This window comes from Bacteroides sp. OF03-11BH, assembly GCF_003604005.1.
Classification (GTDB): Bacteria; Bacteroidota; Bacteroidia; order Bacteroidales; family Bacteroidaceae; genus Bacteroides; species Bacteroides ovatus.
Genome location: NZ_QTMW01000001.1, coordinates 217470 through 240307 on the forward strand (window position 1 = coordinate 217470; position 22838 = coordinate 240307).

General features: G+C 40.8%; 23 protein-coding genes. 13 read left to right on the forward strand and 10 right to left on the reverse strand.

Annotated features, from left to right (window positions below; genetic code table 11):
• Position 1: 1 nt before the first annotated feature.
• Both DXA54_RS00945 and DXA54_RS00950 read right to left on the reverse strand, forming a co-directional pair.
• Entirely contained in the window at positions 2–937 is a 936-nt protein-coding gene (locus DXA54_RS00945; RefSeq protein ID WP_004295850.1) for a DUF362 domain-containing protein, read from the reverse strand.
• Between the two features lie 14 nt (positions 938–951).
• On the reverse strand, positions 952–1461 hold the full coding sequence (locus DXA54_RS00950; protein WP_004295851.1) for a hypothetical protein: 510 nt from the start codon (positions 1459–1461) through the stop codon (positions 952–954).
• A gap of 689 nt (positions 1462–2150) precedes the next feature.
• On the opposite strand from DXA54_RS00950, the gene DXA54_RS00955 reads away from it, so the two are divergent.
• Positions 2151–2636 (forward strand): IS110 family transposase, encoded by a 486-nt coding sequence (locus tag DXA54_RS00955; protein WP_232284321.1) that lies wholly within the window; start codon positions 2151–2153, stop codon positions 2634–2636.
• 25 nt (positions 2637–2661) lie between these two features.
• Here DXA54_RS00955 and DXA54_RS00960 read toward each other — a convergent pair whose 3' ends face one another.
• Both DXA54_RS00960 and DXA54_RS00965 read right to left on the reverse strand, forming a co-directional pair.
• On the reverse strand, positions 2662–3372 hold the full coding sequence (locus DXA54_RS00960) for a DUF169 domain-containing protein (protein WP_008647972.1): 711 nt from the start codon (positions 3370–3372) through the stop codon (positions 2662–2664).
• Between the two features lie 73 nt (positions 3373–3445).
• On the reverse strand, positions 3446–4333 hold the full coding sequence (locus DXA54_RS00965; RefSeq protein ID WP_120078826.1) for a polyphosphate kinase 2 family protein: 888 nt from the start codon (positions 4331–4333) through the stop codon (positions 3446–3448).
• A 202-nt stretch (positions 4334–4535) separates the two neighbouring features.
• On the opposite strand from DXA54_RS00965, the gene DXA54_RS00975 reads away from it, so the two are divergent.
• Positions 4536–5507 carry an aldo/keto reductase gene (locus DXA54_RS00975; protein WP_008647971.1) on the forward strand — a complete coding sequence of 324 codons (972 nt, stop codon included), beginning with the start codon at positions 4536–4538 and terminating at the stop codon, positions 5505–5507.
• Here the strand turns inward: DXA54_RS00975 and DXA54_RS00980 are convergent.
• Positions 5497–6417 (reverse strand): helix-turn-helix domain-containing protein, encoded by a 921-nt coding sequence (locus tag DXA54_RS00980; protein ID WP_008647970.1) that lies wholly within the window; start codon positions 6415–6417, stop codon positions 5497–5499. The genes DXA54_RS00975 and DXA54_RS00980 overlap by 11 nt on opposite strands.
• Before the next feature lie 206 nt (positions 6418–6623).
• Here DXA54_RS00980 and DXA54_RS00985 point away from each other — a divergent pair, with 206 nt between their 5' ends.
• The 7 genes from DXA54_RS00985 (at position 6624) to DXA54_RS01015 (ending at position 13507) form a co-directional block, all read left to right on the forward strand.
• A complete protein-coding gene (locus DXA54_RS00985; RefSeq protein ID WP_032845290.1) occupies positions 6624–7427 on the forward strand; it encodes a DUF4846 domain-containing protein in 804 nt (267 codons plus the stop codon).
• A 128-nt stretch (positions 7428–7555) separates the two neighbouring features.
• Positions 7556–9058: a glutamine synthetase family protein gene (locus DXA54_RS00990; protein WP_022200158.1), complete on the forward strand. Its 1503-nt coding sequence runs from the start codon at positions 7556–7558 to the stop codon at positions 9056–9058.
• A 198-nt stretch (positions 9059–9256) separates the two neighbouring features.
• On the forward strand, positions 9257–10150 hold the full coding sequence (locus DXA54_RS00995) for a DUF6268 family outer membrane beta-barrel protein (RefSeq protein WP_004303320.1): 894 nt from the start codon (positions 9257–9259) through the stop codon (positions 10148–10150).
• A gap of 341 nt (positions 10151–10491) precedes the next feature.
• Positions 10492–11208, forward strand: coding sequence for a histidine kinase (locus tag DXA54_RS01000; RefSeq protein ID WP_243647624.1), 717 nt, complete (start codon positions 10492–10494; stop codon positions 11206–11208).
• Entirely contained in the window at positions 11205–12266 is a 1062-nt protein-coding gene (locus DXA54_RS01005; protein WP_207903475.1) for a sensor histidine kinase, read from the forward strand. Before DXA54_RS01000 ends, DXA54_RS01005 begins: the two co-directional genes overlap by 4 nt.
• Positions 12263–12985, forward strand: a complete 723-nt coding sequence (locus DXA54_RS01010; RefSeq protein ID WP_004295863.1) for a LytR/AlgR family response regulator transcription factor — start codon at positions 12263–12265, stop codon at positions 12983–12985. The genes DXA54_RS01005 and DXA54_RS01010 overlap by 4 nt, the downstream gene beginning before the upstream one ends.
• A 276-nt stretch (positions 12986–13261) precedes the next feature.
• The gene (locus tag DXA54_RS01015; protein ID WP_004295865.1) at positions 13262–13507 is read left to right on the forward strand and encodes an RNA recognition motif domain-containing protein; all 246 of its coding nucleotides are present in this window, start codon (positions 13262–13264) and stop codon (positions 13505–13507) included.
• A gap of 62 nt (positions 13508–13569) precedes the next feature.
• Here DXA54_RS01015 and DXA54_RS28120 read toward each other — a convergent pair whose 3' ends face one another.
• Entirely contained in the window at positions 13570–13743 is a 174-nt protein-coding gene (locus tag DXA54_RS28120) for a hypothetical protein (RefSeq protein WP_004303314.1), read from the reverse strand.
• 136 nt (positions 13744–13879) lie between these two features.
• Between DXA54_RS28120 and DXA54_RS01020 the strand changes: the two genes are divergently transcribed.
• On the forward strand, positions 13880–14659 hold the full coding sequence (locus DXA54_RS01020) for a DUF4396 domain-containing protein (RefSeq protein ID WP_004303313.1): 780 nt from the start codon (positions 13880–13882) through the stop codon (positions 14657–14659).
• Positions 14660–14769: 110 nt separating this feature from the next.
• On the opposite strand, the gene sucD is transcribed toward DXA54_RS01020, so the two are convergent.
• From sucD to thiD, 4 genes are all read right to left on the reverse strand, one after another.
• On the reverse strand, positions 14770–15630 hold the full coding sequence (gene sucD, locus DXA54_RS01025) for a succinate--CoA ligase subunit alpha (protein WP_004303312.1): 861 nt from the start codon (positions 15628–15630) through the stop codon (positions 14770–14772).
• Between the two features lie 33 nt (positions 15631–15663).
• Positions 15664–16794: an ADP-forming succinate--CoA ligase subunit beta gene (gene sucC / locus DXA54_RS01030; RefSeq protein WP_120078829.1), complete on the reverse strand. Its 1131-nt coding sequence runs from the start codon at positions 16792–16794 to the stop codon at positions 15664–15666.
• 199 nt (positions 16795–16993) lie between these two features.
• The gene (fabD, locus tag DXA54_RS01040) at positions 16994–17881 is read right to left on the reverse strand and encodes an ACP S-malonyltransferase (protein WP_120078830.1); all 888 of its coding nucleotides are present in this window, start codon (positions 17879–17881) and stop codon (positions 16994–16996) included.
• A gap of 50 nt (positions 17882–17931) precedes the next feature.
• Positions 17932–18768, reverse strand: a complete 837-nt coding sequence (gene thiD / locus DXA54_RS01045; protein WP_004295872.1) for a bifunctional hydroxymethylpyrimidine kinase/phosphomethylpyrimidine kinase — start codon at positions 18766–18768, stop codon at positions 17932–17934.
• A gap of 340 nt (positions 18769–19108) precedes the next feature.
• On the opposite strand from thiD, the gene DXA54_RS01050 reads away from it, so the two are divergent.
• The 3 genes from DXA54_RS01050 (at position 19109) to xylA (ending at position 22838) form a co-directional block, all read left to right on the forward strand.
• The gene (locus DXA54_RS01050; RefSeq protein WP_004295874.1) at positions 19109–19840 is read left to right on the forward strand and encodes an NUDIX hydrolase; all 732 of its coding nucleotides are present in this window, start codon (positions 19109–19111) and stop codon (positions 19838–19840) included.
• A gap of 116 nt (positions 19841–19956) precedes the next feature.
• Positions 19957–21480, forward strand: coding sequence for a xylulokinase (locus tag DXA54_RS01055; protein ID WP_120078831.1), 1524 nt, complete (start codon positions 19957–19959; stop codon positions 21478–21480).
• 41 nt (positions 21481–21521) lie between these two features.
• The gene (xylA, locus tag DXA54_RS01060; protein ID WP_004295876.1) at positions 21522–22838 is read left to right on the forward strand and encodes a xylose isomerase; all 1317 of its coding nucleotides are present in this window, start codon (positions 21522–21524) and stop codon (positions 22836–22838) included.

Below are 22838 nucleotides of genomic sequence, written 5' to 3' on the forward strand. Positions count from 1 at the left end.
TTTACATCTTAATTCGCTTGACATTCAATTTGTCAATGTTCATGGTTCCTATTTTCAATGCTTCCCCATTGGCGAGATGTCCTACTGTATCCAGTGGCATCTCACGTACTTGATTGAAGAACTTGGCAGCAGCCGTATCCACGGCTACAATATCCGGTGAGATAAACAATCCTTTTGCCAGTACAACATCGGATGCAGAGCGTCCCCGGGGACCGTTTGTTTTCATGATCCGGTAGGCGTCTACTACGTTGAGTACAGCTTTCTTCTGTAATGTACAGATATCTGCGATGCATTGTTGCAAATCGTTCTGGTGGAAGAATCCGCGATCCCACACAATCCCCATGTGATTTTTCATGGAGATAGTCAGATTGGCACCTCCGTGATTCTTCAGAATAGGAACATTGATCCATACATCACAATCCAGAATCGCTTCGTGCACTTTGGCTTTCTTCATCTTTTTGCCTTTTGGCAGATCAATTGGTTTGTAATACGACTCCAGATGTGCAGGCATTACTTTGGCTCCGGCTTTTTTGGCAGCAGCTTCAATACCACTGTTTTTGTAGCATTTCTGCCAATCGTCACAAGTATGGTCGAACACGACCACTTCTTTAGCTCCGGCGGCAAAACATTGTCTGACGATTTCTTCAATCAGTTTCGGATTCGTATTTCCTGCCAGTTCCGGCACTTTATCCCAACCGATATTAGGTTTTACAACCACTTTCTGTCCCGGTTTCACGAATTGCTTCATACCCCCCAGTTCGCTTATGGCACGGCGGAACATCTCTTCGGGTTCTCCGCCCATAACGGCCACCAGATCAGGATTGCTTCCGTTTGCTTTATTGATTGTTTGAGTTAACACCTCCATAGCCTCCGAACGCTGTATAGTCAAGGCGGCTCCGGTGATAGCTACTGTTTTTAAAAAATCCCTTCTGTCCATCTTTCTATATTAGTTTAGAGTTTGGCAATTGCTTTCAGGAGGGCGTATCCGCCGAACCATTGCAGTAACATTCCCGGAATACCGATACGGAAGTCCTGTACTGCTTCGTAGAAACTTCCGACGATGGCCCATTCAAATGCAACGCCTATGACCTGATAAGTGAGTACGACACCAAGAATGGCCAGTAATGAAACCGATTTTATAGTACGTGCTGCAAGAGCTGAAGCTCCGGCGAGTAAGGACGATTTGATTAATAGGATGGGAAGTACCGCTTCCGAGGGCATGGCAAACAATAAATGATTGATGACTGGTGAAAGAATAGCAGTCAATAATCCTACAAGAAAACCATATTTATAAGCCGCAATCAGCGTGAAAAAATAAATAGGTAACAGGGTAGGACCACCATAAGGTACAAGATGGCATAATTGTGGAAGTGCAATGTTACCCGCTACGAATAGTAAGGCGAACAGGTAGGTTTTCACATTGCTGTGTTTCAGCGAATAGAGTTTGACGGATGTTTCCATTTTCGTTGATACTTTAATGTTGAATAGAACGATAATATATTAATAATAAGACTTTTCTCCAGATAAAAGGTTTAATCCGACTGATATATTATTTTAATCCTGTAGGAAAAGAAAGTTTCAGGCGCTTGAAACTTTTAGTTTCCCGGCATGAAACTAATGGTTTCTCGGTGTGAAACTGATGGTTTCAAAGCGTGAAACTATAAGTTCCACACTGGGAAACAAAATAGGACAGGCAGGATTGTACTGTACTGGATTTAGTTGACAACTTCGCTTGTTATACCTAAGTTCGTTTACTCAATATTTTTTAAAACCTAAATAAGTTTACTTGTCCCTTTGTAATTCCTGTATAAGTTGTCATTTTAGATATTTTGCAAAATTATGTATCTTCTCTTATAAGTGCAAGACTTCGGGCTGTAAACTTTCATTAAATAACAAAAACTCTTCGCTCGGGGATCGCCCTAGCGGCAACCTTAGATTTGCAGCATCAAAATATTTATCTTTGAATTGATATTGAAAGGAAAGCAAAAGGAAAACCATCAGCGGCAATAGAAGTCAAGTCTAAGTCCCTATTCGGTCCTTTTGCTCCTTCCTTGAACTCAAACCCATATAAGAATTTCAGTAAACCTGTTTAAGGTTATTAGGTCAAGTTCAGGTCCTTTCTTTTTTGTTTAATGTTCAAAAACAAAAGTATGAAAGTTTTTTATTTAGGAGTTGATGTGAGTAAGAAAAAATTGGATTTATGTTTAAGGAGTAACGGTAAGGACATCCTTTATGATGTTATTCCTAATGATCTATCCTCTATTAAATCTTGGTTAACAAGAACGTTTGAGAAATTTTTCCTCTCTGAGGACAGTTTGGTTGTCTGTGCGGAACATACAGGGCAATATACCTATCCTTTGGTCTGTGCAACAAAAAGTATAGGAGTCTACTTATGTTTGGAAGATGCAGCTAAAATAAAATATTGTCATGGAATACCTCGTGGCAAAAATGATAAAATAGATGCCTGCCGAATAGCAATGTATGCAGAAAGATATAATGATTGCCTACAACCGTATACCGCATCAGAGCTTATAATACAAAAACTCAAAAACTTATCAACAGAACGCAGTATGCTTGTTGCAGATAGGGCTAAATATCAATCCCAGCTAAAACCTAATGTCCCGATAATTGTATAATGATATGCAATTTCGTTATGGGAGATTATCCGTTCATTCTTTCTTTAATCTTTCCCCATGCATGCGTATCGAATAGACAACTTTGGCGCATCGTCTCATACATCTCTTTAAATCTGGACATAGGTATGGTATAGCTTAGTTTGTCAGCTTCGAAATGAGGGCGAACCGATGGGTCGAAGAAACCGAGGAAAGTGCGTTTGCCTCCTTTACGATTTTCTATCGTGGCTTGCGTCACTACAGCACTACAGCCGGAACCAAAGGTAGAAACGACGCAATCTGCTGCGTTATTATCATAAAAAGCCCAAGTGGTCAAGCCCGAAAGCATATCCGGATTTGCCAGAAATACGACACCTTCTATTTCTTCAAGGCTTTCTACCTTATCTATACGTGCAAAATGAAGATACTTGTTTTCTGTTCGGGGAACTCCGATTTGCTGTATAAAGTCGATGACCATTTCAGGAGTCTGTTTGTATTTCTCTTTGAGCGAAACGAAAGTCGGTACACGTTCTGGCATTTCGGTGAAGCCAGTATAGAATTTACCGCCGCCACAACCGATGTTTTCAGCATTCAGGCTGATAATACCACCATCTCTTACCGTCTTCATACCTTTGAAGAAGCAACCGTTTATCTTTTCTGTTTCTCCTTTTTGCTCGTCCGAGTACCAGAAAACAAGAGGCAATTCAGCATTTTTTCCGAATGCCTCTCTGAAATTTTGAATAAAAGTTTGGATGTCCATAAGCTTATCAATTTTGGTTCTTTATGTAGGTCTTTCTACAAAGTTAGAATAAAAAAGGATAAGCGCAAGTGATTTAAAAGTTAATGTTTGATACACTTTTCTTACACTCTTCCAGCTTCTCCAATCCCTCTTTCGACAGTTTGGGGTAATGTAAATCCAATTGCTGCATCCGGTCACAAATAATTTGTCCTACTGCGTAACGCATGAACCATTTATTATCGGCAGGGATTATATACCATGGAGCCAGTTCCGTTGATGTCTCCGTCAGTACATCGGCATAAGCATTCATATAGTCCTCCCAGAATTGACGCTCTTTGATGTCCGCCGAAGAGAATTTCCAGTTTTTAGATGCATCGTCCAGTCGCTCCATGAATCGATTTTTCTGTTCGGCTTTCGATACATTGAGAAAGAATTTCAGGACAATCGTTCCATTCTCCGTCAGATAGCGTTCAAAATCGTTGATCTGTCGATAACGACGCTTCCAGAAGTCGGGATCAATGTCATTTATGGTTTCGACACCTGGTAACTTGTTGGATAGAATAATTTCCGGATGCACTTTGGCAATCAGCACATCTTCGTAGTGCGAACGGTTGAAAATGCCGATTCGTCCTCTTTCCGGGAGAGAGCGATTGATACGCCAGAGATAATCATGGTCCAGTTCTTCAGCAGACGGTTGTTTGAACGAATACACCTGGCATCCCTGTGGGTTAATGCCGGACATCACATGCTTGATAGTCCCGTCTTTTCCTGCAGCATCCATCGCCTGAAAGATAATCAGGATTGAATACCGGTCTTGTGCATAAAGCATACTTTGCAGCTCCGAAAGCTTCTCAATATCCTTTGCCAGTTGCTCTTTAGCGTCTTGTTTGGATAAATCGCCAGTGAATGACGAGTCAAAATCCGATACCAAATGTTTCTTTCCGGGCTTTGCCAGCAGGTCTTTTAGAATATCCTTTTTCATGTGACGGTAGTTTTAATAGTTCTATTCAAATAAAACAGTTGAGGCAGTCAATTGGTTTTTATAATCAGTATGTTTGAGACATTTCATGAGAAAGAGGCTTCTTGACGGATAATGACCAAAAATGAACGGATATTGCTCTGGTATCATGAAGGAATTTATCCGAAATTTGCAATCGAATTAGTACTATATAATAAAAGAAACAATGAAGTATTTGAATAAAGAAACCAATGGTATCACCCTTTCACGTATCGGACTGGGTGCCATGAGAATGGCTGACGTTCAGCAGGGAGTCGACACGATACATGCCGCGCTGGACAGTGGAATTACGTATCTGAACACAGGGGACTTTTATGGTCACGGAGAAAGTGAACTGGTGATCCGCGAGGCTTTGAAAACCCGGAAGCGCGAAGACATTTTTATCGCCGTCAAGTTTGGTGGAATGCTCACTCCAGATGATCGGTTCTATGGTATTGACGTCCGTCCGCAGAACGTACAAAATTATCTGGCTTACACCTTGAAACGATTAGGCACAGATTATGTTGACCTCTATCAGCCAGCACGTATCAATCCGCACATCCCGGTGGAAGATACTATTGGTGCCGTTGCCGATCTTGTAAAAGCTGGTTATGTGCGTAGTGTCGGGATCACCGAGATAGATGCTGAAACGTTGCGTCGGGCGCATGCCGTTCATCCTATCAGTTTGGTTGAAGTACGATATTCCTTGCTGGATCGTGACATTGAAGAGGGGATTCTACCCACTGCACGAGAATTGGGTATTGATGTGGTTACATTCGCCAACCTCTTTCATGGAGTAATTGGAGGTAGCAATCCTGCCGGAAAAGTTGCGGGATTGAGTCAACGGATGCCACCGCAAGCTGCCGAGAAATTAAAGCAAGCCGTTTCACGGCTCGAACTGTTGAAAGAAATGGCCGATGAGAAGAACGTATCTGTATCGCAACTCGCCATTGCATGGGTATTGGCGCAGGGGGATGACATATTGGCTTTGGTAGGCTCGCGTACTGTCGATCAGCTTCACGATACCGTGAAAGCGATTGATATTCACCTTAGTCCGGAGGATTTGCAACGTATCGAGCAGATAATCCCTAAAGAATATGCTTCCAATTCGGCAATGTTACCGATTAATCTGGACGAGAACGGGCTGTTTAAATTCTAACGCCATTCGTTGTCTTTTCACCTTTCTTGTACTCCAATGGTGAGAGACCTGTATTCCTTTTAAAGAACTTCACGAATGTAGACTGATCCGGGAAGTTCAATTCTATTGCGATTTGGTTGATCGTCTTGTCCGGTTCACGAAGTAGAATTTTAGCTTCTGTAATCACTGCATTGATAATCCACTTTGCTGCTGACTGCCCATCATATTCTCTGACCACTTTCGATAAATAATCAGAAGTAACACAAAGTTTGTCTGCATAAAAAGTGACTTCTCTGTGCATCCGGCATTCTTCCATAAGTAATTCCCTGAACCGTTGACGGAGGGTTTCACTGCGGGATAGTCCCAGCTCTCCGTCGCCATACCTATGCCAGCGGCAGTTGTCAAGGTCAAAGAATAGATTTATAATCTGATTCTTGATGACATAAGAGTGGTAGACGTGTTCTTTATCAGGAATATAACTTTTAATGAGTTCAACCTGTTTTCTCAAACGCAGGCTTTCTTCCTCACTCAACTCTTGCCTGGTATGTAATTTCTTCAACTGACCCGCCTGTTGCAGACGGATGCCGGATGTCATAGCCATTATTTCCTTTTTCAATTCAGCAGAATGAATGATGAGATAGCCCTTGAAATCGGCTGAATAAGCTGTGTGCTCTATAATATCATCCGGATACACCTGCATCACCGTGTTCTTTTTCAGTGTATGCGATAAATAGTTTATTCCTATTGTAATTTCTCCGGAAAGAACAAAGATGAGGGAATAGCCTTTCAAACGTATCGGATAGTTTTTGACTTGAACCGGTGAACGACGGGAGTTATCCATATCTATGACGGACAATTGCTCCTGAAAGGTAGCTTCTGCGGATATTCTTTCAAAGTATTCTGGTAAAGCTAAATCTACCACCTGTTCCATAAAAACACTATTATAATTTGTAGAAAACAAAGTTCGCACTATTCTTACAGAAAAAAGAGAGTATAGGCCACTTTGTTTTAGTCAGAATCCGATATTACATATTTTTAAGACGATAGCGTCTTCAATCGGGAGAAAAACAGACATTCAACTTCGTTTTCAATAATAATTACTTATATTTGTCCGGATATGGAATAAGAAAAACCGATATGAAGTATTTGTTAATATGTGCAGGCTTGCTTCTCATAGTCTTTCACTCATGGGGACAGGAGAGGCTTGCGGATAGAATCGCTCCTCCGTCAGGATATGTTAGAGAGACCTGCTCCGATAATTCGTTTACAACTTATTTGCGCAATTTGCCATTATTGCCTAAAGGCAGTAAAGTGTTACTTTACAATGGAAAAGAAAAAGCCAATCAGGCAGCCGCATTTGCAGTCGTAGATATGGAGATAGGCAATCGTGATTTGCAGCAGTGTGCCGATGCAGTGATACGCTTGCGGGCGGAATATCTGTGGAAACATAAACGGTATGCAGACATAAAATTCAACTTCACAAGTGGATTTACTGCCGAATATAAGAAATGGGCGGAGGGAAATCGAATAAAAGTCAACGATAATCAGGTTCAATGGTATGCTTCGGGCAAGGGAGTGGATTATTCCTATAAAACTTTCCGTAACTATCTCGATATGGTTTTTATGTATGCCGGAACTGCCTCTTTATCTCGTGAACTCCCAGCTGTGCTTTATACTTCCTTGCAACCCGGGGATGTCTTTATTAAAGGCGGTTCACCCGGTCATGCTGTGATTGTTATGGATGTTGCCATTCATCCGAATACCGGGAAGAAAGTATTTCTCCTGGCACAAAGCTATATGCCTGCCCAACAGATTCATATCCTGGTCAATCCAACCAGCCGGAACCTTTCTCCCTGGTACGAGCTGACCGAAACGGATACTGGGAAACTATACACTCCGGAATGGATTTTTGAGAAGAAAGACCTGAAGCGTTTTAAATAGGAGAATAGATATAAATGCAACATAACAAAGAAATAATTAAATCTTTTCTTACTTGATTTTCCATCTTTTCCTTATCTTTGGCATTCAACAAACCGTTTTAATCATACAACAACGAAAAACAACCGATTATGAATTATGATTTATCAATGAATGCTAACCAGTTGGTGGCATTCCTTCAAAAGCCAACTTCAGAGTTTACAAAAGCCGACATTATCTCATTTATCCAGCAAAAAGATATCCGCATGGTCAATTTCATGTATCCGGCGGGAGACGGTCGTCTGAAAACCCTGAACTTTGTCATCAACAATCAAGCTTATCTGGAAGCTATTCTCACATGTGGAGAACGGGTAGACGGTTCCAGTCTTTTCTCATTTATAGAAGCGGGCAGTAGTGACCTTTATGTAATTCCCCGTTTTTGCACAGCATTCGTTGATCCGTTTGCCGAGATTCCGACGCTGTCTATGCTGTGCTCTTTCTTCAATAAAGACGGCGAACCCCTCGAAAGTGCACCAGAACACACTCTTTACAAAGCAAGCAAAACTTTTACAGAAGTTACCGGAATGGAATTTCAGGCAATGGGCGAATTGGAATATTATGTAATAGCTCCGGATACTGGTATGTTTCAGGCAACCGACCAACGTGGTTATCACGAATCGGGTCCTTATGCTAAATTCAATGAGTTCCGTACTCAATGTATGTCTTACATCGCACAGACAGGCGGGCAAATAAAGTATGGACACTCCGAAGTGGGTAATTTTACGCTGGATGGTTATATCTATGAGCAGAATGAAATAGAATTCCTGCCGGTTCCCGTATCGCAGGCAGCAGATCAATTAATGATTGCCAAATGGGTGATTCGTAACCTGGGATTTAGATATGGATACAATGTAACCTTTGCTCCAAAGATTACGGCAGGTAAAGCAGGTTCGGGCTTGCATGTCCACATGCGTATCATGAAAGACGGAAAGAACCAGATGCTGAAAGACGGTGTTTTGTCGGAAACAGCACGCAAGGCAATTGCCGGAATGATGGTGCTTGCTCCGTCAATTACTGCTTTTGGAAATACCAACCCTACTTCTTATTTCCGTCTCGTTCCTCATCAGGAAGCACCTACCAATGTTTGTTGGGGAGATCGTAACCGCTCTGTATTAGTGCGTGTACCTCTGGGATGGGCTGCAAAAACAGATATGTGTACATTGGCAAATCCGTTGGAAGCTGAAAGTCATTTTGACACCAGCCAGAAGCAGACTGTAGAAATGCGTTCTCCGGATGGTTCGGCAGATTTGTATCAACTGTTGGCTGGTTTGGCTGTTGCCTGCCGTCATGGTTTTGAGATTGAAAATGCGCTGGACATTGCTGAAAAAACTTATGTAAATGTGAATATCCATCAGAAAGAAAACGAAGATAAGCTGAAATCACTGGCGCAACTGCCGGATAGCTGTGAAGCTTCTGCCGATTGCCTGCAACAACAACGGGCAATCTTTGAACAATATAATGTATTCAGCCCGGCAATGATTGATGGTATCATCCGCAGACTTCGTGGTTATGAAGATAAAACATTGCGTGCGGATTTGGAAGGAAAGCCGATGGAGATGTTAGATCTCGTACATAAGTATTTCCATTGTGGATAATTAAAAAATGATATACGGATAAAAGACTATCTTCGGTTGAAAGGTAGTCTTTTATTTTTTTATATAATACATTCAGACCAAACAGGCTACAAATTTACAGGTTTGGTCTACTTAATGCCGGGTTTGGTCTACAAACTCTCTACGCAGATCGGTAAAACTCTACTTTTGTCTCATTCAAACCCTAAAACAGATAAAAGAATGAGGATTATTTTGTTAAGTGCGTTCGCCTTGTTTCTATTACTTCCTGAAAATATACAGGCACAGGTTACTGTGAAAACCGGGTATATATCTTCTTCCCGATATAAAGATGAAAATGGACAGTATCCCGGGAAAGGGGATATGTGCTTTGTGGAAGGGAACGTCAATATTCCCGTATCACAGAAAATGAATGAAAGAAATCAGCCAACTCTTTGGATGATTTCGGCAGGAGGAAGCTATACGGCAATGAATAATAAGAATCTTCAATCTTACATAGACATAGATCAAATTATAAATATGCAGTTGAGCGTAACCAATATTCGCCCTATCAGCAAAAAATGGCTTTTGTTGACGACTGTCGGTGCAGGCGTCTATACCTCTTCTGATGTAAAACTGAAGAATGTTCTGGGACAGGGAGGAGTTATTTTCATCCGGCAGTTCAAGTCCAATTTATCTCTTGGGGCCGGATTGGCTGTGAACAACACATTTGGTTATCCGATGGTATTTCCTGCTATTTATTTTGATTGGAGCACTGAAGGACGTTATCAAATTAAAGTTTCGATGCTGAATGCCATGGAAGTATCGGCAGGAATGAAAATGAATAAATATCTGAATCTAAGGATCGTGGCAGAGATGAACGGGTCATTGGCATTGTTGGAAAGAGAAGGAAAAGATACTATGTTTTCCCAGCAATTCATTATTGTAGGTTTACAACCGGAAGTAAGTATGGGGAATTCTTTTTCAATCACTGCTACTGCCGGTGTGTCGTGTAGCAGAATAGCTTATTACACTACCCGCACTTTAAAGGCTTTCTTCGAAGATATGTCTAAAGATACTGATCCATATTTTAAACCGGCAATGTATGTTTCGGTGGGAATGAAGTATAAGTTCTAAAAAAATGGTAACTTTATCGCCTGATGTCAGTTAAGATACTATTATATACGTTACTGAAGCAAATTGGGATATTTCTTGTAGTCTCCTTTTTAGTGTTCAGAGGCACTTTTGTCGAAAGCGATAGTTTAGGGCTAAATCTTTCTACGGGAGTTAGTCTTTTACTTTCTGTCATTCTATGGGGAATCATAAATCTGCATACTTACTGGTTAATTCCCGGTTATCTGTTTCAGCGTAGATATAAAAAGTATATCATATATTTGAGTTGCCTTGTTGGATTTATGCTGACCGCCATGGTTGGTGCTATTTGTTTTCTAGGGCAATATTATGTTATACCCGAACAGATGCAAAGACTAAACAGTGATCTCCCTTTCTTTCTGTTGATAAATGCATTGGCACTGATACTCTATTTCCTGGCTTTTTCTTTTACTATTTTTCTGCATCGTTGGGTGGCCTATCAACAACGATTAAATGAATTGGAGAATATTAATATACAGACTGATCTAAATCATTTGAAAGATCAACTCCAACCGGAGTTTTTTTCGAGAATATTGAATAAGGTACGAACCTTGCTGGGAGAAGATGGAGAAAAGGCGTCATTGCTTATCTTTAAATTAAGTCGGTTGCTTAGATACCAACTTTATGAAAGTGAACGGCAACAGGTATTGTTGGGAGATGATATCGATTTTATGACTGATTATATGAAGTTGGAGAAACTATGTAATCCGGAGTTTAATTTTGAAGTCAACATCCTGAATGAAGTGCGTTATATACAAGTTCCTCCTTTATTGTTTATGCCTGTGATAGAATATGTGATTCAGACAACTGTATGTGGAGAGAATGGAAAGGGAGAAAATATAAGGATCGATTTTCAAATGGAAGAGAATCAGCTTCGATTTATTTGTACATACTGTCTGCGAAAAAAGGAAAGTCTGCAAGTAGCACCTGCTTTTGACAAGTTACGGCAACGATTGGACTTGTTATATCCGGGAGGTTATCAATTAAAAAGTGGCTATAATGATGAGGCACTGTGTACCATTGGTTTAATGTTGGAATTATGAAAGATACCTGGAATGTATACGAATGGGGGAAGAATCTGGTAAATGACCGTTTCAGGCTTATCAGTAACTTACTATTGCTATTTATTATACTCTTTTTGGGCTTTCAGAATGTATATGGAGATTTTACTAGAGAAGGTTTCCTATATGCATATCCGGTTAGTATATTGGTTTTTGCATTTCCTATCTATCTGAATATATATTGGTTAGTGCCCCGTTTCCTGTATAAGGCCAAGCGCAAGTTATGGTGTTATTGGATTTCGTTTCTCGGAGTCAATTTAGTGAGTGTATTATTAGGATTTATATTTCTGTCTCCATTATATCAACGATACGGTATTCGTGGGTTTTGTATACAGGATAACCATGCTGTTTCTTTTGATAGTATTGCTTATGGAGTATTAGTACTGCTATTAAGTGCAGGTGGCTGTACGAGCTTTGAACTATTTCGCCGTTGGGTTGTCTCCGATAAAAAGATTCTTGAATTGGAGAAGGCGACTAAACAGGCAGAATTGCAACAATTAAAGAAACAGATCAATCCGCATTTTCTTTTTAATATGCTGAATAATGCCAATATTTTGGTAAAGGATGCTCCGGATGAGGCTTCACAGATATTGGAGAAACTGGACAATCTACTTCGCTACCAGTTGAATGACAGTACAAGAAGAGAAGTATTTCTTACTGCAGATATACAGTTTCTCACCAGCTTTCTTGAATTGGAGAAGGTGAGAAGGGATCATTTTGAATATACAATCTTTCAAGAGGGAAATATGGAGAATATCTGTATTCCTCCGTTATTGTTTATCCCTTTTGTAGAGAATGCGGTGAAACATAATTTGGATAGCGACAATTTATCTTATGTTCACTTGTATTTTTCTGTGCATAATAAACAGTTGACGTTTCGTTGCGAAAATTCTAAGCCCCGTGTTCCTGTTAAGCGGGAAGGGGGAATAGGGTTGGCCAATGTGAAACGCAGACTGGATTTACTTTATGAATCACGGTATACGCTACAGATAGAAGATAAAGAAACAACTTATAATGTCAACTTACATCTAAACTTATGAATTGTATTATTGTTGATGACGAGCCGGTAGCTCGCAAAGGTATGAAGTCATTGGTGGAGCAGATTCCACAACTGACATTGGTGGGTAGCTTTAATAATGCTATCGCAGCGTCCGCTTATATAAATGAATATACGGTTGATCTGATTTTCCTTGATATTCAGATGCCGGGAATTACCGGAATAGAATTTGCGCAAAGCATTCCCGTGAATACGTTGATTGTCTTTACAACGGCGTATGCGGAATATGCACTCGATAGTTATGAAGTAAGTGCCATTGATTATCTGGTGAAGCCCATTGAAATGAACCGTTTTCTGAAAGCAGTCAATAAGGCAATAGCATATCATAAACTGTTATTGTCGGAAACAGCCGAAAGAGTGGAGGAGATACAGGAAGAATATATCTTCATCAAATCGGAACGACGCTATATCAAGATAAACTTCAGTGATATTCTTTTTATTGAAGGACTAAAGGATTATTCCATTCTCCAATTGGAAGGTCAGCGGGTGATTACTAAGATGAATCTGAAAAATATTCATGAGCAACTGCCCGCTAAACAGTTTCTCCGGATAAACAAGTCCTATATTGTCAATACTTCACGGATTGACTCTTTTGATACCAATGATATTTTTATTAAGTCTTATGAGATAGGAATAGGAGGTGGAAACTATAAGAAAACGTTTTTTGAGGAATTTGTAGCGAAGAATTTGCAGAAAGACTAATCCGGTAGTTTACATGGAATGGCTTGGTATAAAAAGAATAAGAACGTTAAGTATTGGCCTATTTTCATAAAAAAGATGTTTTGCAGAAAGAAAAAGGAGAGAATATAGTGCAATATCCCCAAATAATGCTTTCCTTTGTACCAACAACAATAAAGAGGTTTATTACGATTTGATTTTTTTACATGAATCTTCTCATTTATTTGAGCATATCCATCTCTAATTAAGATCTTCCTAAAACTTTCTTATTGAATTATTAATTTTTTATATTTGTATTTTATGAATTTGTACATTGGAAATCTTAGCTATAATGTTAAGGAATCAGATTTGAGACATGTAATGGAAGAGTATGGAACAGTTGCTTCAGTAAAGTTAATCACAGATCGTGAAACTAGAAGATCAAAAGGTTTTGCGTTTATCGAAATGCCGGATGATGCAGAAGCTGCTAAAGCTATCGAACAATTGAACGGTGCAGAATATGTAGGTCGTTCAATGGTAGTAAAAGAAGCATTGCCAAAGAATTAATACTGAATACATATACAGTAATAGAGAAAGGCGCACTAGGTAACTAGCGCGCCTTTCTTCTGTTAATCCTCATTGTTATCTTCTTCATCATCCACCATATTATTGAGTTCCAATTCCAGGTCTACCAGCTCTTGTTCCCATAATTTCAGGATATCCTTCGGTGTATCTTTTGCAGCTTTCTTTATTCTTTCTTGAGCAACAGATACTTCATGCTCTAATTGTCTACGTCTGCTCATAATTCTATTGTTTTGATTATAAAATGATAACAACTCGTGTAGGGAATAGTTCGACGGGATAAAATTAAAGTAATGGGGTGAACTATTCACAAATAAAGGATGTTTTGTAATCTGAATCTTTAAAAAACATACAGCCATGCTCAATTTAATAGCCGTTTTCTTAGTATGTTCAGGTATCGGAATTGCAGTACATATTGCCATAGACCTGACACATCGTCCGCAATCAATGAAGATAATGAATGCAGTCTGGATATTATCTGCATTATGGGGAAGTTATTTAGCTTTATGGGCGTATAATAAGTTTGGACGGAGTAGTCCGATGAAAGCTGAGGATGATGGGATGAAAATGGATATGTCTGGCATGAAAGATATGTCTGATATGAAGGGAATGGATATGTCCGGTATGAAAGATAATATGGAGATGGATATGGCCATGCAGGGAGAAATGTCGATGCAAGGAATGCAACGTCCTTATTGGCAATCGGTAGCTTTGTCGGCGCTTCATTGTGGTGCAGGATGTACATTGGCAGATATCATAGGAGAGTGGTTCACAAACTATGTTCCTGTAACTGTGGCAGGAAGTCAGCTCTTTGGTAATTGGGTACTTGACTTTATTCTGGCTTTGATGATTGGTGTTTATTTCCAATTCTATGCTATTCGGGAGATGGAAAAAATATCGGTAGGTAATGCCTTGGCTCGTGCTTTCAAAGCGGATTTCTTTTCTCTTTTATCCTGGCAGGTAGGAATGTATGGCTGGATGGCGATTGTCTATTTTGTATTGTTCATCAATGAACCATTACCCAAAGACACATGGATATTCTGGTTTATGATGCAGTTGGCTATGCTTTTCGGTTTCTTCTGTGCATATCCTATGAATGCTCTTCTTATAAAATTAGGTATAAAGAAAGGTATGTAAAATAAATGCAGATTTACTCTAAACGATAAGTATGTAATTACTTATTTGAGGGAGTGAATCTGCATCTGTTATGATATGACTACTTTTGTCTTTTCTTTCTCTTTGGGAGTTTATCTTTTCAATAATTTCGGTATATCCGAAGGTTCTTGTGCTACCCGGATACCGGCAGCTTCTAAAGATTCAATCTTCTCTTTTGCCGAACCGGAACTTCCCGAAATGATAGCTCCTGCATGTCCCATCTGCTTCCCCGGAGGAGCTGATTGTCCTGCAATAAATGCCACTACAGGTTTGGTTACATTATTGCGGATATATTCAGCCGCTTGTTCTTCTGCGTTTCCTCCAATCTCTCCAATCAGGACGATCGCTTCTGTTTCCGGATCATTTTGGAACATCTCCAGCAGTTGACGGAAATGAAGACCTACAACAGGATCGCCCCCGATGCCGATAGCGGTGGATTGTCCCATACCATTAGCTGTTAAGTGATACACAATCTCGTAAGTAAGTGTTCCGCTACGACTGATAACTCCGACATTCCCTTCTAAAAAGACCTGTCCCGGTAAAATGCCTACCATGCTTTTTCCCGGAGAGATCAGTCCCGGACAGTTGGGGCCGATCAGCATAGCACCTTTTTGTTCGACAAACTGGTGCGCCTTAATTACATCCAGCGTGGGGATTCCTTCCGCAATACAGACAATTAACCGGATGCCCGCATCTGCTGCCTCCATAATGGCATCTGCCGCAAAACGTGCCGGAACAAAAATGATAGAAGTATTGGCTTTCGTTTGTTCAACCGCGTCATACATAGTATTGAATACGGGGATGCCGTCTACATCTGTTCCTCCTTTGCCCGGAGAAGTTCCTCCAACAACATGGGTTCCGTATTCTTTCATCTTCTTGGCGTGGAAAAGCCCGTCTCTCCCGGTGATTCCCTGTACAATCAGGCGGGTGGATTTATCTATTAATATGCTCATAATTGCTTTATTTATTAATGATTTGGGTACTTATTATGCTTTCAGAGCCATAAGAGCAGCTTCTTTCATCGTTGTGGCTATTTGGAAACGGCTGTAATTCCGTAACAGTTCCCGTCCGATATGCTCATTAGTGCCTGTAAGCCGTACGATAACAGGTATATTACTGTTTATCTGCTCGAATGCCTGAAGAAGCCCCATTGCTACATCATCACAGCGGGTGATTCCTCCAAAAATATTAATCAGGACCACTTTCACTTTTTCATCCTGCAATAAAAGTTTCATGGCTTCAATTACCTTGACAGGATTGGAACTACCACCAATATCGAGAAAATTGGCTGGCTGACCTCCATAAAGTTTAATCATGTCCATAGTAGCCATAGCGAGTCCGGCACCATTTACCATACAACCGATGTTGCCATCCATGTGGACATAACTGAATCCTTTATCTTTAGCGTCTGCTTCTATTCTTTCTTCCTCCGTCGGATCAAATAAAGCATGTATCTCCGGATGGCGATAGAGCGCATTGTCATCAAAAACGATCTTTGCATCAATAGCCATCAACGTACCTTTCTTGGTAAGTGCCAGCGGATTTACTTCCACTAATGACGCATCATTTTCCATGAAGATCTTATAAAGTTCCTGAAGGATGGCCGCCATTTTACCCGCCTGCTCCATTTGGGGAAAAAGAGAGAAAGCAAAACGCCTTGCCAGATAGTCGGGAAGACCAATAAATGGATTGATTGAATATCGGATGATTTTCTCCGGTGTTTGACGGGCTACCTCTTCGATATCCATACCGCCGGATGCACTCATCATCAGAACGACAGAACGTGTATTCCGGTCGATGGTGTAACTGACATAATATTCGGCAGCAATATCTACCGCCTCACTAACCAGTACTTGATTGACCGGAAGTCCTTTAATACTCATTCCGAGAATATTTTTAGCTTCCTGATAAGCATCTTCCGTATTGTTTACCAGTTTCACTCCTCCGGCTTTTCCCCGGCCTCCGGTTAATACCTGTGCTTTTATAACCACCCTGTCTGTTCCCATCCTCCGGTAAGCGGCTATGACACCTGCGGCTGTACGGCATAAAGTGTGCCTCTCGACAGGTATTCCGTACTTGGAGAAAATCTCTTTCGCTTGATATTCATGTATTTTCATGGCTCATAAATTTGAGTAAATGATTCCTGTAATAAAAACAATAGCAAGATACGGAAAGTTTGCCGGAAAAGAAAAGTAATGGGGTGTTATACAACATGTTAATCCGTATGCTATGAATAGGCTTAATATAAAAAAGCGTGTTGGCAATAGTTACCAACACGCTTCATATATTTAAAGATAAAGTCTTTCTTACGGATGCTTATGCAATACCGTGAGCGTTGACAGTACCGTCAATTTTCTTAATCAGTCCTTGAAGTACTGCACCCGGGCCACATTCTGTAAAATCAGTAGCACCGTCGGCAACCATATTCTTAACAGACTGTGTCCAGCGTACGGAAGCAGTCAGCTGGGCAACCAGGTTCTTTTTGATTTCTGCAGGATCAGTGTGAGGAAGTGCGTCTACATTCTGATATACCGGACATTTAGGAGTATGAATTTCCGTAGCCTTGATAGCAGTTTCCAATTCAACTTTGGCAGGGTCCATCAATGGGGAATGGAAAGCACCACCTACTTTCAGTGGAAGGGCACGTTTAGCTCCGGCCGCTTTCATCAGTTCGCAAGCTTTTTCGATACCTGGTACAGAACCGGAGATAACGATTTGTCCCGGGCAGTTGTAGTTAGCCGGTACGCAAACTTCACCTTCTGCATTTACTGCTGCGCAGATTTCTTCTACTTTCTCATCAGGCAATGCTATAATGGCAGCCATAGTAGAAGGAGTAGCTTCACAAGCTTTCTGCATAGCCATTGCACGTGCATAAACAAGTTTCAAACCATCTTCAAAACTCAATGCACCGGCAGCTACCAATGCAGAGAATTCGCCGAGTGAGTGGCCGGCAGTCATTTCCGGTTTGAAGTCATCGCCCATGCAAAGAGCAGAAATAACAGAGTGAAGGAAAACGGCAGGTTGAGTAACCTTTGTCTGACGAAGATCTTCGTCTGTGCCGTCGAACATGATATCTGTAATGCGATATCCGAGGATATCATTTGCTTTTTCAAACAATTCTTTTGCTAAAGCTGAGTTTTCATACAGGTCTTTACCCATTCCTACAAATTGAGCGCCTTGACCGGGAAATACAAATGCTTTCATATTTTTATTATTTAATTGATTTTTAATTGCGGGTGCAAAGTTACGTATTTTTATGATACAACCGCACAAAATGTACACATTTGTGCAACGGAGTCCGGAAAATGCCATAAAGGGCCGTTGCCGTGTCCGACATTCAATTCTTTTCCTGCGATAATAGCTTGAGTGATATACGTTTTAGCGTGCTGGATGGATTCTCGCATGGGGTATCCTTTGGCCAGATAAGTAGCAATGGCAGAGGAGAGGGTACACCCGGTTCCATGCAGGTTATGGCTTTCTATCTTTTTCTCCTCATATATATGATAGATAGATTCGGACGTGTGCAAAAGGTCGCACATATTGTCTCCCTCCAGATGTCCGCCTTTTAACAAGATGCTAGTGTGATAATCGTCCGTCAGCATTTTGGCGGCTGCCTGCATGTCTTGAATGTTGTGAATACTTTTACCTGTAAGCACCTTCGCTTCGTCGATGTTGGGGGTGATTAATGTCACAAGCGGCAAAAGTTCTTTTTTTATTTCTTCTATAGCTTCATCTGTCATGAGTTTCTTTCCGCTGGTAGACACCATTACCGGATCGTAGACGACGTATGCAGGTGAATATTTTTGTAAACAGTCGGAAATCACACGAACAATTTGAATATCATTTACCATTCCTATTTTGATGGCAACCGGTTGCAGGTCGTCCATCACTGCTTCTATTTGTCCACGAACAATGTCAGGGGCGATAGATTGTACGGCACGTACTCCCAGTGTGTTTTGTATGGTGATGGCAGTAATAGCCGATGCCGCATAGCCACCTAAAGCGGAGATTGTTTTTATGTCTGCTTGAATACCTGCGCCTCCCGAACAATCGGAGCCGGCAATGGATAAAATGACTGGATGACGTTCCATTTTAGTTTTTTTAATATTTACCCGACAAAGATAGAATAAAAAACGATAAGGTACAAAATGGCATATCGTTTAAAATACAATAAGTACCTTTACCGCTATCTGCTGGAAATGATATGAAAAGTACTGATAATAAAGCGTCCATCTAGTTTTTGTACTTTATACAATTACTCACTCGCGGAAATACTAAAATACATATTGTAATTCGTAAGATAACACTAACTATTCATATTGTAGAATGTATGATATGTATTTATATGAAAAACAATGTTTTATAGCATGTTTCTTATTTTGTTTTGATGGTTTGTAGCCTCTATATTTGCATCGTCTTAAAGAAATGTATATGCAAAATTTACAGAAAAATACACCTTTAGCAAACAATCATATATCAGTAGACTGTGTAGTGATTGGTTTTGACGGAGAACAACTGAAAGTGTTGCTTGTAAAACGTGCAGGTGAGGATAATGGAGAAGTATATCATGATATGAAACTTCCCGGAAGTCTTATCTATATGGATGAAGCCTTGGATGAAGCTGCACAACGAGTTTTGTATGAACTGACAGGACTTAAAAATGTGAATCTGATGCAGTTTAAAGCATTTGGTTCTAAAAACAGAACGAGTAATCCGAAAGATGTACGTTGGTTGGAAAGAGCTATGCAGTCAAAAGTGGAGCGTATTGTTACCATTGCATATTTGTCGATGGTGAAGATAGACCGTACGTTGGATAAGAATCTGGACGATCACCAGGCTTGCTGGGTCGCTTTGAAAGACGTGAAAACACTGGCTTTCGACCATAATCTGATTATAAAGGAGGCAATGACTTATATTCGTCAGTTCGTAGAATTTAATCCTTCCATGTTGTTCGAACTGCTTCCGCGTAAATTTACAGCCGCACAATTAAGGACTCTTTTTGAATTAGTATACGACAAAGCCGTGGACGTGCGTAACTTCCATAAAAAAATAGCAATGATGGAATATGTAGTTCCTTTGGAAGAAAAACAACAAGGAGTGGCTCACCGTGCTGCCCGTTATTATAAATTTGATAAGAAGATATATAATAAGGTAAGAAGATAGCCCCTGTTCAAGTAAGTATCAAGTATTAAGTATTAGGCGTTGAATGTTAAAGTATTAATAGTCGGGCATTGAGCGTTAAATCGTAAATAGTAAATCGTTTAATCGTAAATAAAATTATGTTTCTATTAGGTTATGACATAGGTAGCTCGTCTGTAAAAGCGAGTTTGGTAAATGCGGAGACTGGTAAATGTGTATCCTCGGCATTTTTTCCGAAAACAGAAGCGAATATTATTGCAGTGAATCCCGGATGGGCGGAACAAGATCCTGAAAGTTGGTGGGAAAACTTAAAGTTGTCCACGCAGGCTATTATGACTGAATCCGGAGTGAGTGCCGCTGAAATTAAAGCCATCGGTATCTCTTATCAGATGCACGGATTGGTTTGTGTTGATAAGAATCAGCATGTATTGCGTCCTGCTATCATCTGGTGTGACTCCCGTGCGGTGCCATACGGTCAGAAAGCGTTTGAGACAATCGGGGAGGAGAGATGTCTTTCTCATTTGTTGAACTCACCGGGAAACTTTACCGCTTCCAAGTTGGCGTGGATTAAAGAAAACGAACCTACCATCTATGAGCAGATTGATAAGATAATGCTGCCGGGCGATTATATTGCCATGAAGTTGAGTGGAGAAATCTGCACAACTGTTTCCGGACTTTCGGAAGGTATGTTCTGGGATTTCAAGAACAATCGGGTGGCTGATTTCTTAATGGATTATTACGGGTTTGATTCTTCTTTGATTGCAGATATTAAGCCGACCTTCGCTGAACAAGGACGTGTAAATGCAATAGCTGCCAAAGAGCTTGGACTGAAAGAAGGGACACCGATTACTTATCGTGCAGGCGACCAGCCTAACAATGCCCTTTCTTTGAACGTGTTTAATCCGGGAGAGATTGCTTCTACGGCAGGAACATCAGGAGTGGTTTATGGTGTGAACGGTGAAGTGAACTATGATCCGCAGTCACGCGTCAATACCTTTGCGCATGTCAATCATACCATAGACCAGACACGTTTGGGAGTATTGCTTTGCATCAACGGAACGGGTATTCTCAATTCATGGGTAAAACGCAACATTGCTCCCGAAGGAATATCTTATAATGAAATGAATGTATTGGCTTCCAAAGCTCCTATCGGCAGTGCAGGAATCAGTATTCTGCCCTTTGGTAATGGTGCCGAACGTATGTTGAATAATAAAGAAATCGGTTGCAGCATCCGTGGACTGGACTTCAATGCACATGGCAAACACCACATTATCCGTGCCGCTCAAGAAGGTATTGTATTCTCTTTTAAATATGGCATTGATATCATGGAGCAAATGGGAATTCCTGTGAAGATGATCCATGCCGGACACGCTAATATGTTCTTAAGTTCTATCTTCCGCGATACTTTGGCGGGAGTCACAGGAGCTACTATCGAGCTTTACGATACGGATGGTTCCGTAGGTGCTGCGAAAGGTGCGGGCATCGGTGCAGGTATCTACAAGGATAACAATGAAGCATTTGCTACGCTTGACAAACTGGATGTGATTGAGCCTAATGTGGCAAAACGCCAAGAATATGCTGACGCGTATGCAAAATGGAAATACCGTCTTGAAAAGTCGATGACCGGTAACATACCGGCTCCGGTTCTTTCTTCAGATAAATAATTAACAATTTAAATAATAACCATTTTAAAAATAAAAGAATTATGGCAACAAAAGAATTTTTCCCGGGAATTGAAAAGATTAAGTTCGAAGGTAAAGATAGTAAGAATCCGATGGCATTTCGTTACTACGATGCTGAAAAGGTTATCAACGGCAAGAAGATGAAAGATTGGTTGAGATTCGCTATGGCATGGTGGCATACTTTGTGTGCTGAAGGTGGCGACCAATTCGGTGGCGGAACAAAACAATTCCCTTGGAATAGTAATGCTGACGCTATACAAGCTGCAAAAGATAAAATGGATGCAGGTTTCGAATTCATGCAGAAAATGGGTATCGAATACTACTGTTTCCACGATGTAGACTTGGTTTCTGAAGGTGCAAGCATCGAAGAATACGAAGCTAACTTGAAAGCAATCGTAGCTTATGCAAAACAGAAACAAGCTGAAACTGGCATCAAACTGTTGTGGGGTACTGCCAACGTATTTGGCCATGCACGTTATATGAACGGTGCTGCTACTAACCCTGATTTTGACGTAGTAGCTCGTGCTGCTGTTCAGATCAAGAATGCAATCGATGCAACTATTGAACTGGGTGGTCAGAACTATGTATTCTGGGGTGGCCGTGAAGGCTATATGTCTCTTCTGAATACAGATCAGAAACGTGAAAAAGAACACCTGGCAAAAATGCTGACCATCGCTCGTGATTATGCTCGTGCCCGTGGTTTCAAAGGTACTTTCCTGATTGAACCGAAACCGATGGAACCGACAAAACATCAGTATGATGTAGATACAGAAACAGTAATCGGATTCCTGAAAGCTCATGGCTTGGATAAAGATTTCAAAGTGAACATTGAAGTAAACCACGCAACTTTGGCTGGTCACACTTTCGAACACGAATTGGCAGTAGCAGTAGACAACGGCATGTTGGGTTCTATCGACGCTAACCGTGGTGATTATCAGAATGGTTGGGATACAGACCAATTCCCGATTGACAACTACGAATTGACACAAGCTATGATGCAAATAATCCGCAACGGCGGCTTGGGTAACGGTGGAACAAACTTCGACGCTAAAACTCGTCGTAACTCTACTGACCTGGAAGATATCTTCATCGCTCACATCGCAGGTATGGACGCTATGGCTCGTGCATTGGAAAGTGCAGCCGCTCTGTTGAACGAATCTCCCTATAAGAAAATGTTGGCTGACCGTTACGCTTCATTTGATGGCGGTAAAGGTAAGGAGTTTGAAGATGGCAAGTTGACTTTGGAAGATGTAGTTGCTTATGCTAAAGCAAACGGTGAACCGAAGCAGACTAGCGGTAAACAAGAACTTTATGAAGCAATTCTGAATATGTATTGCTAA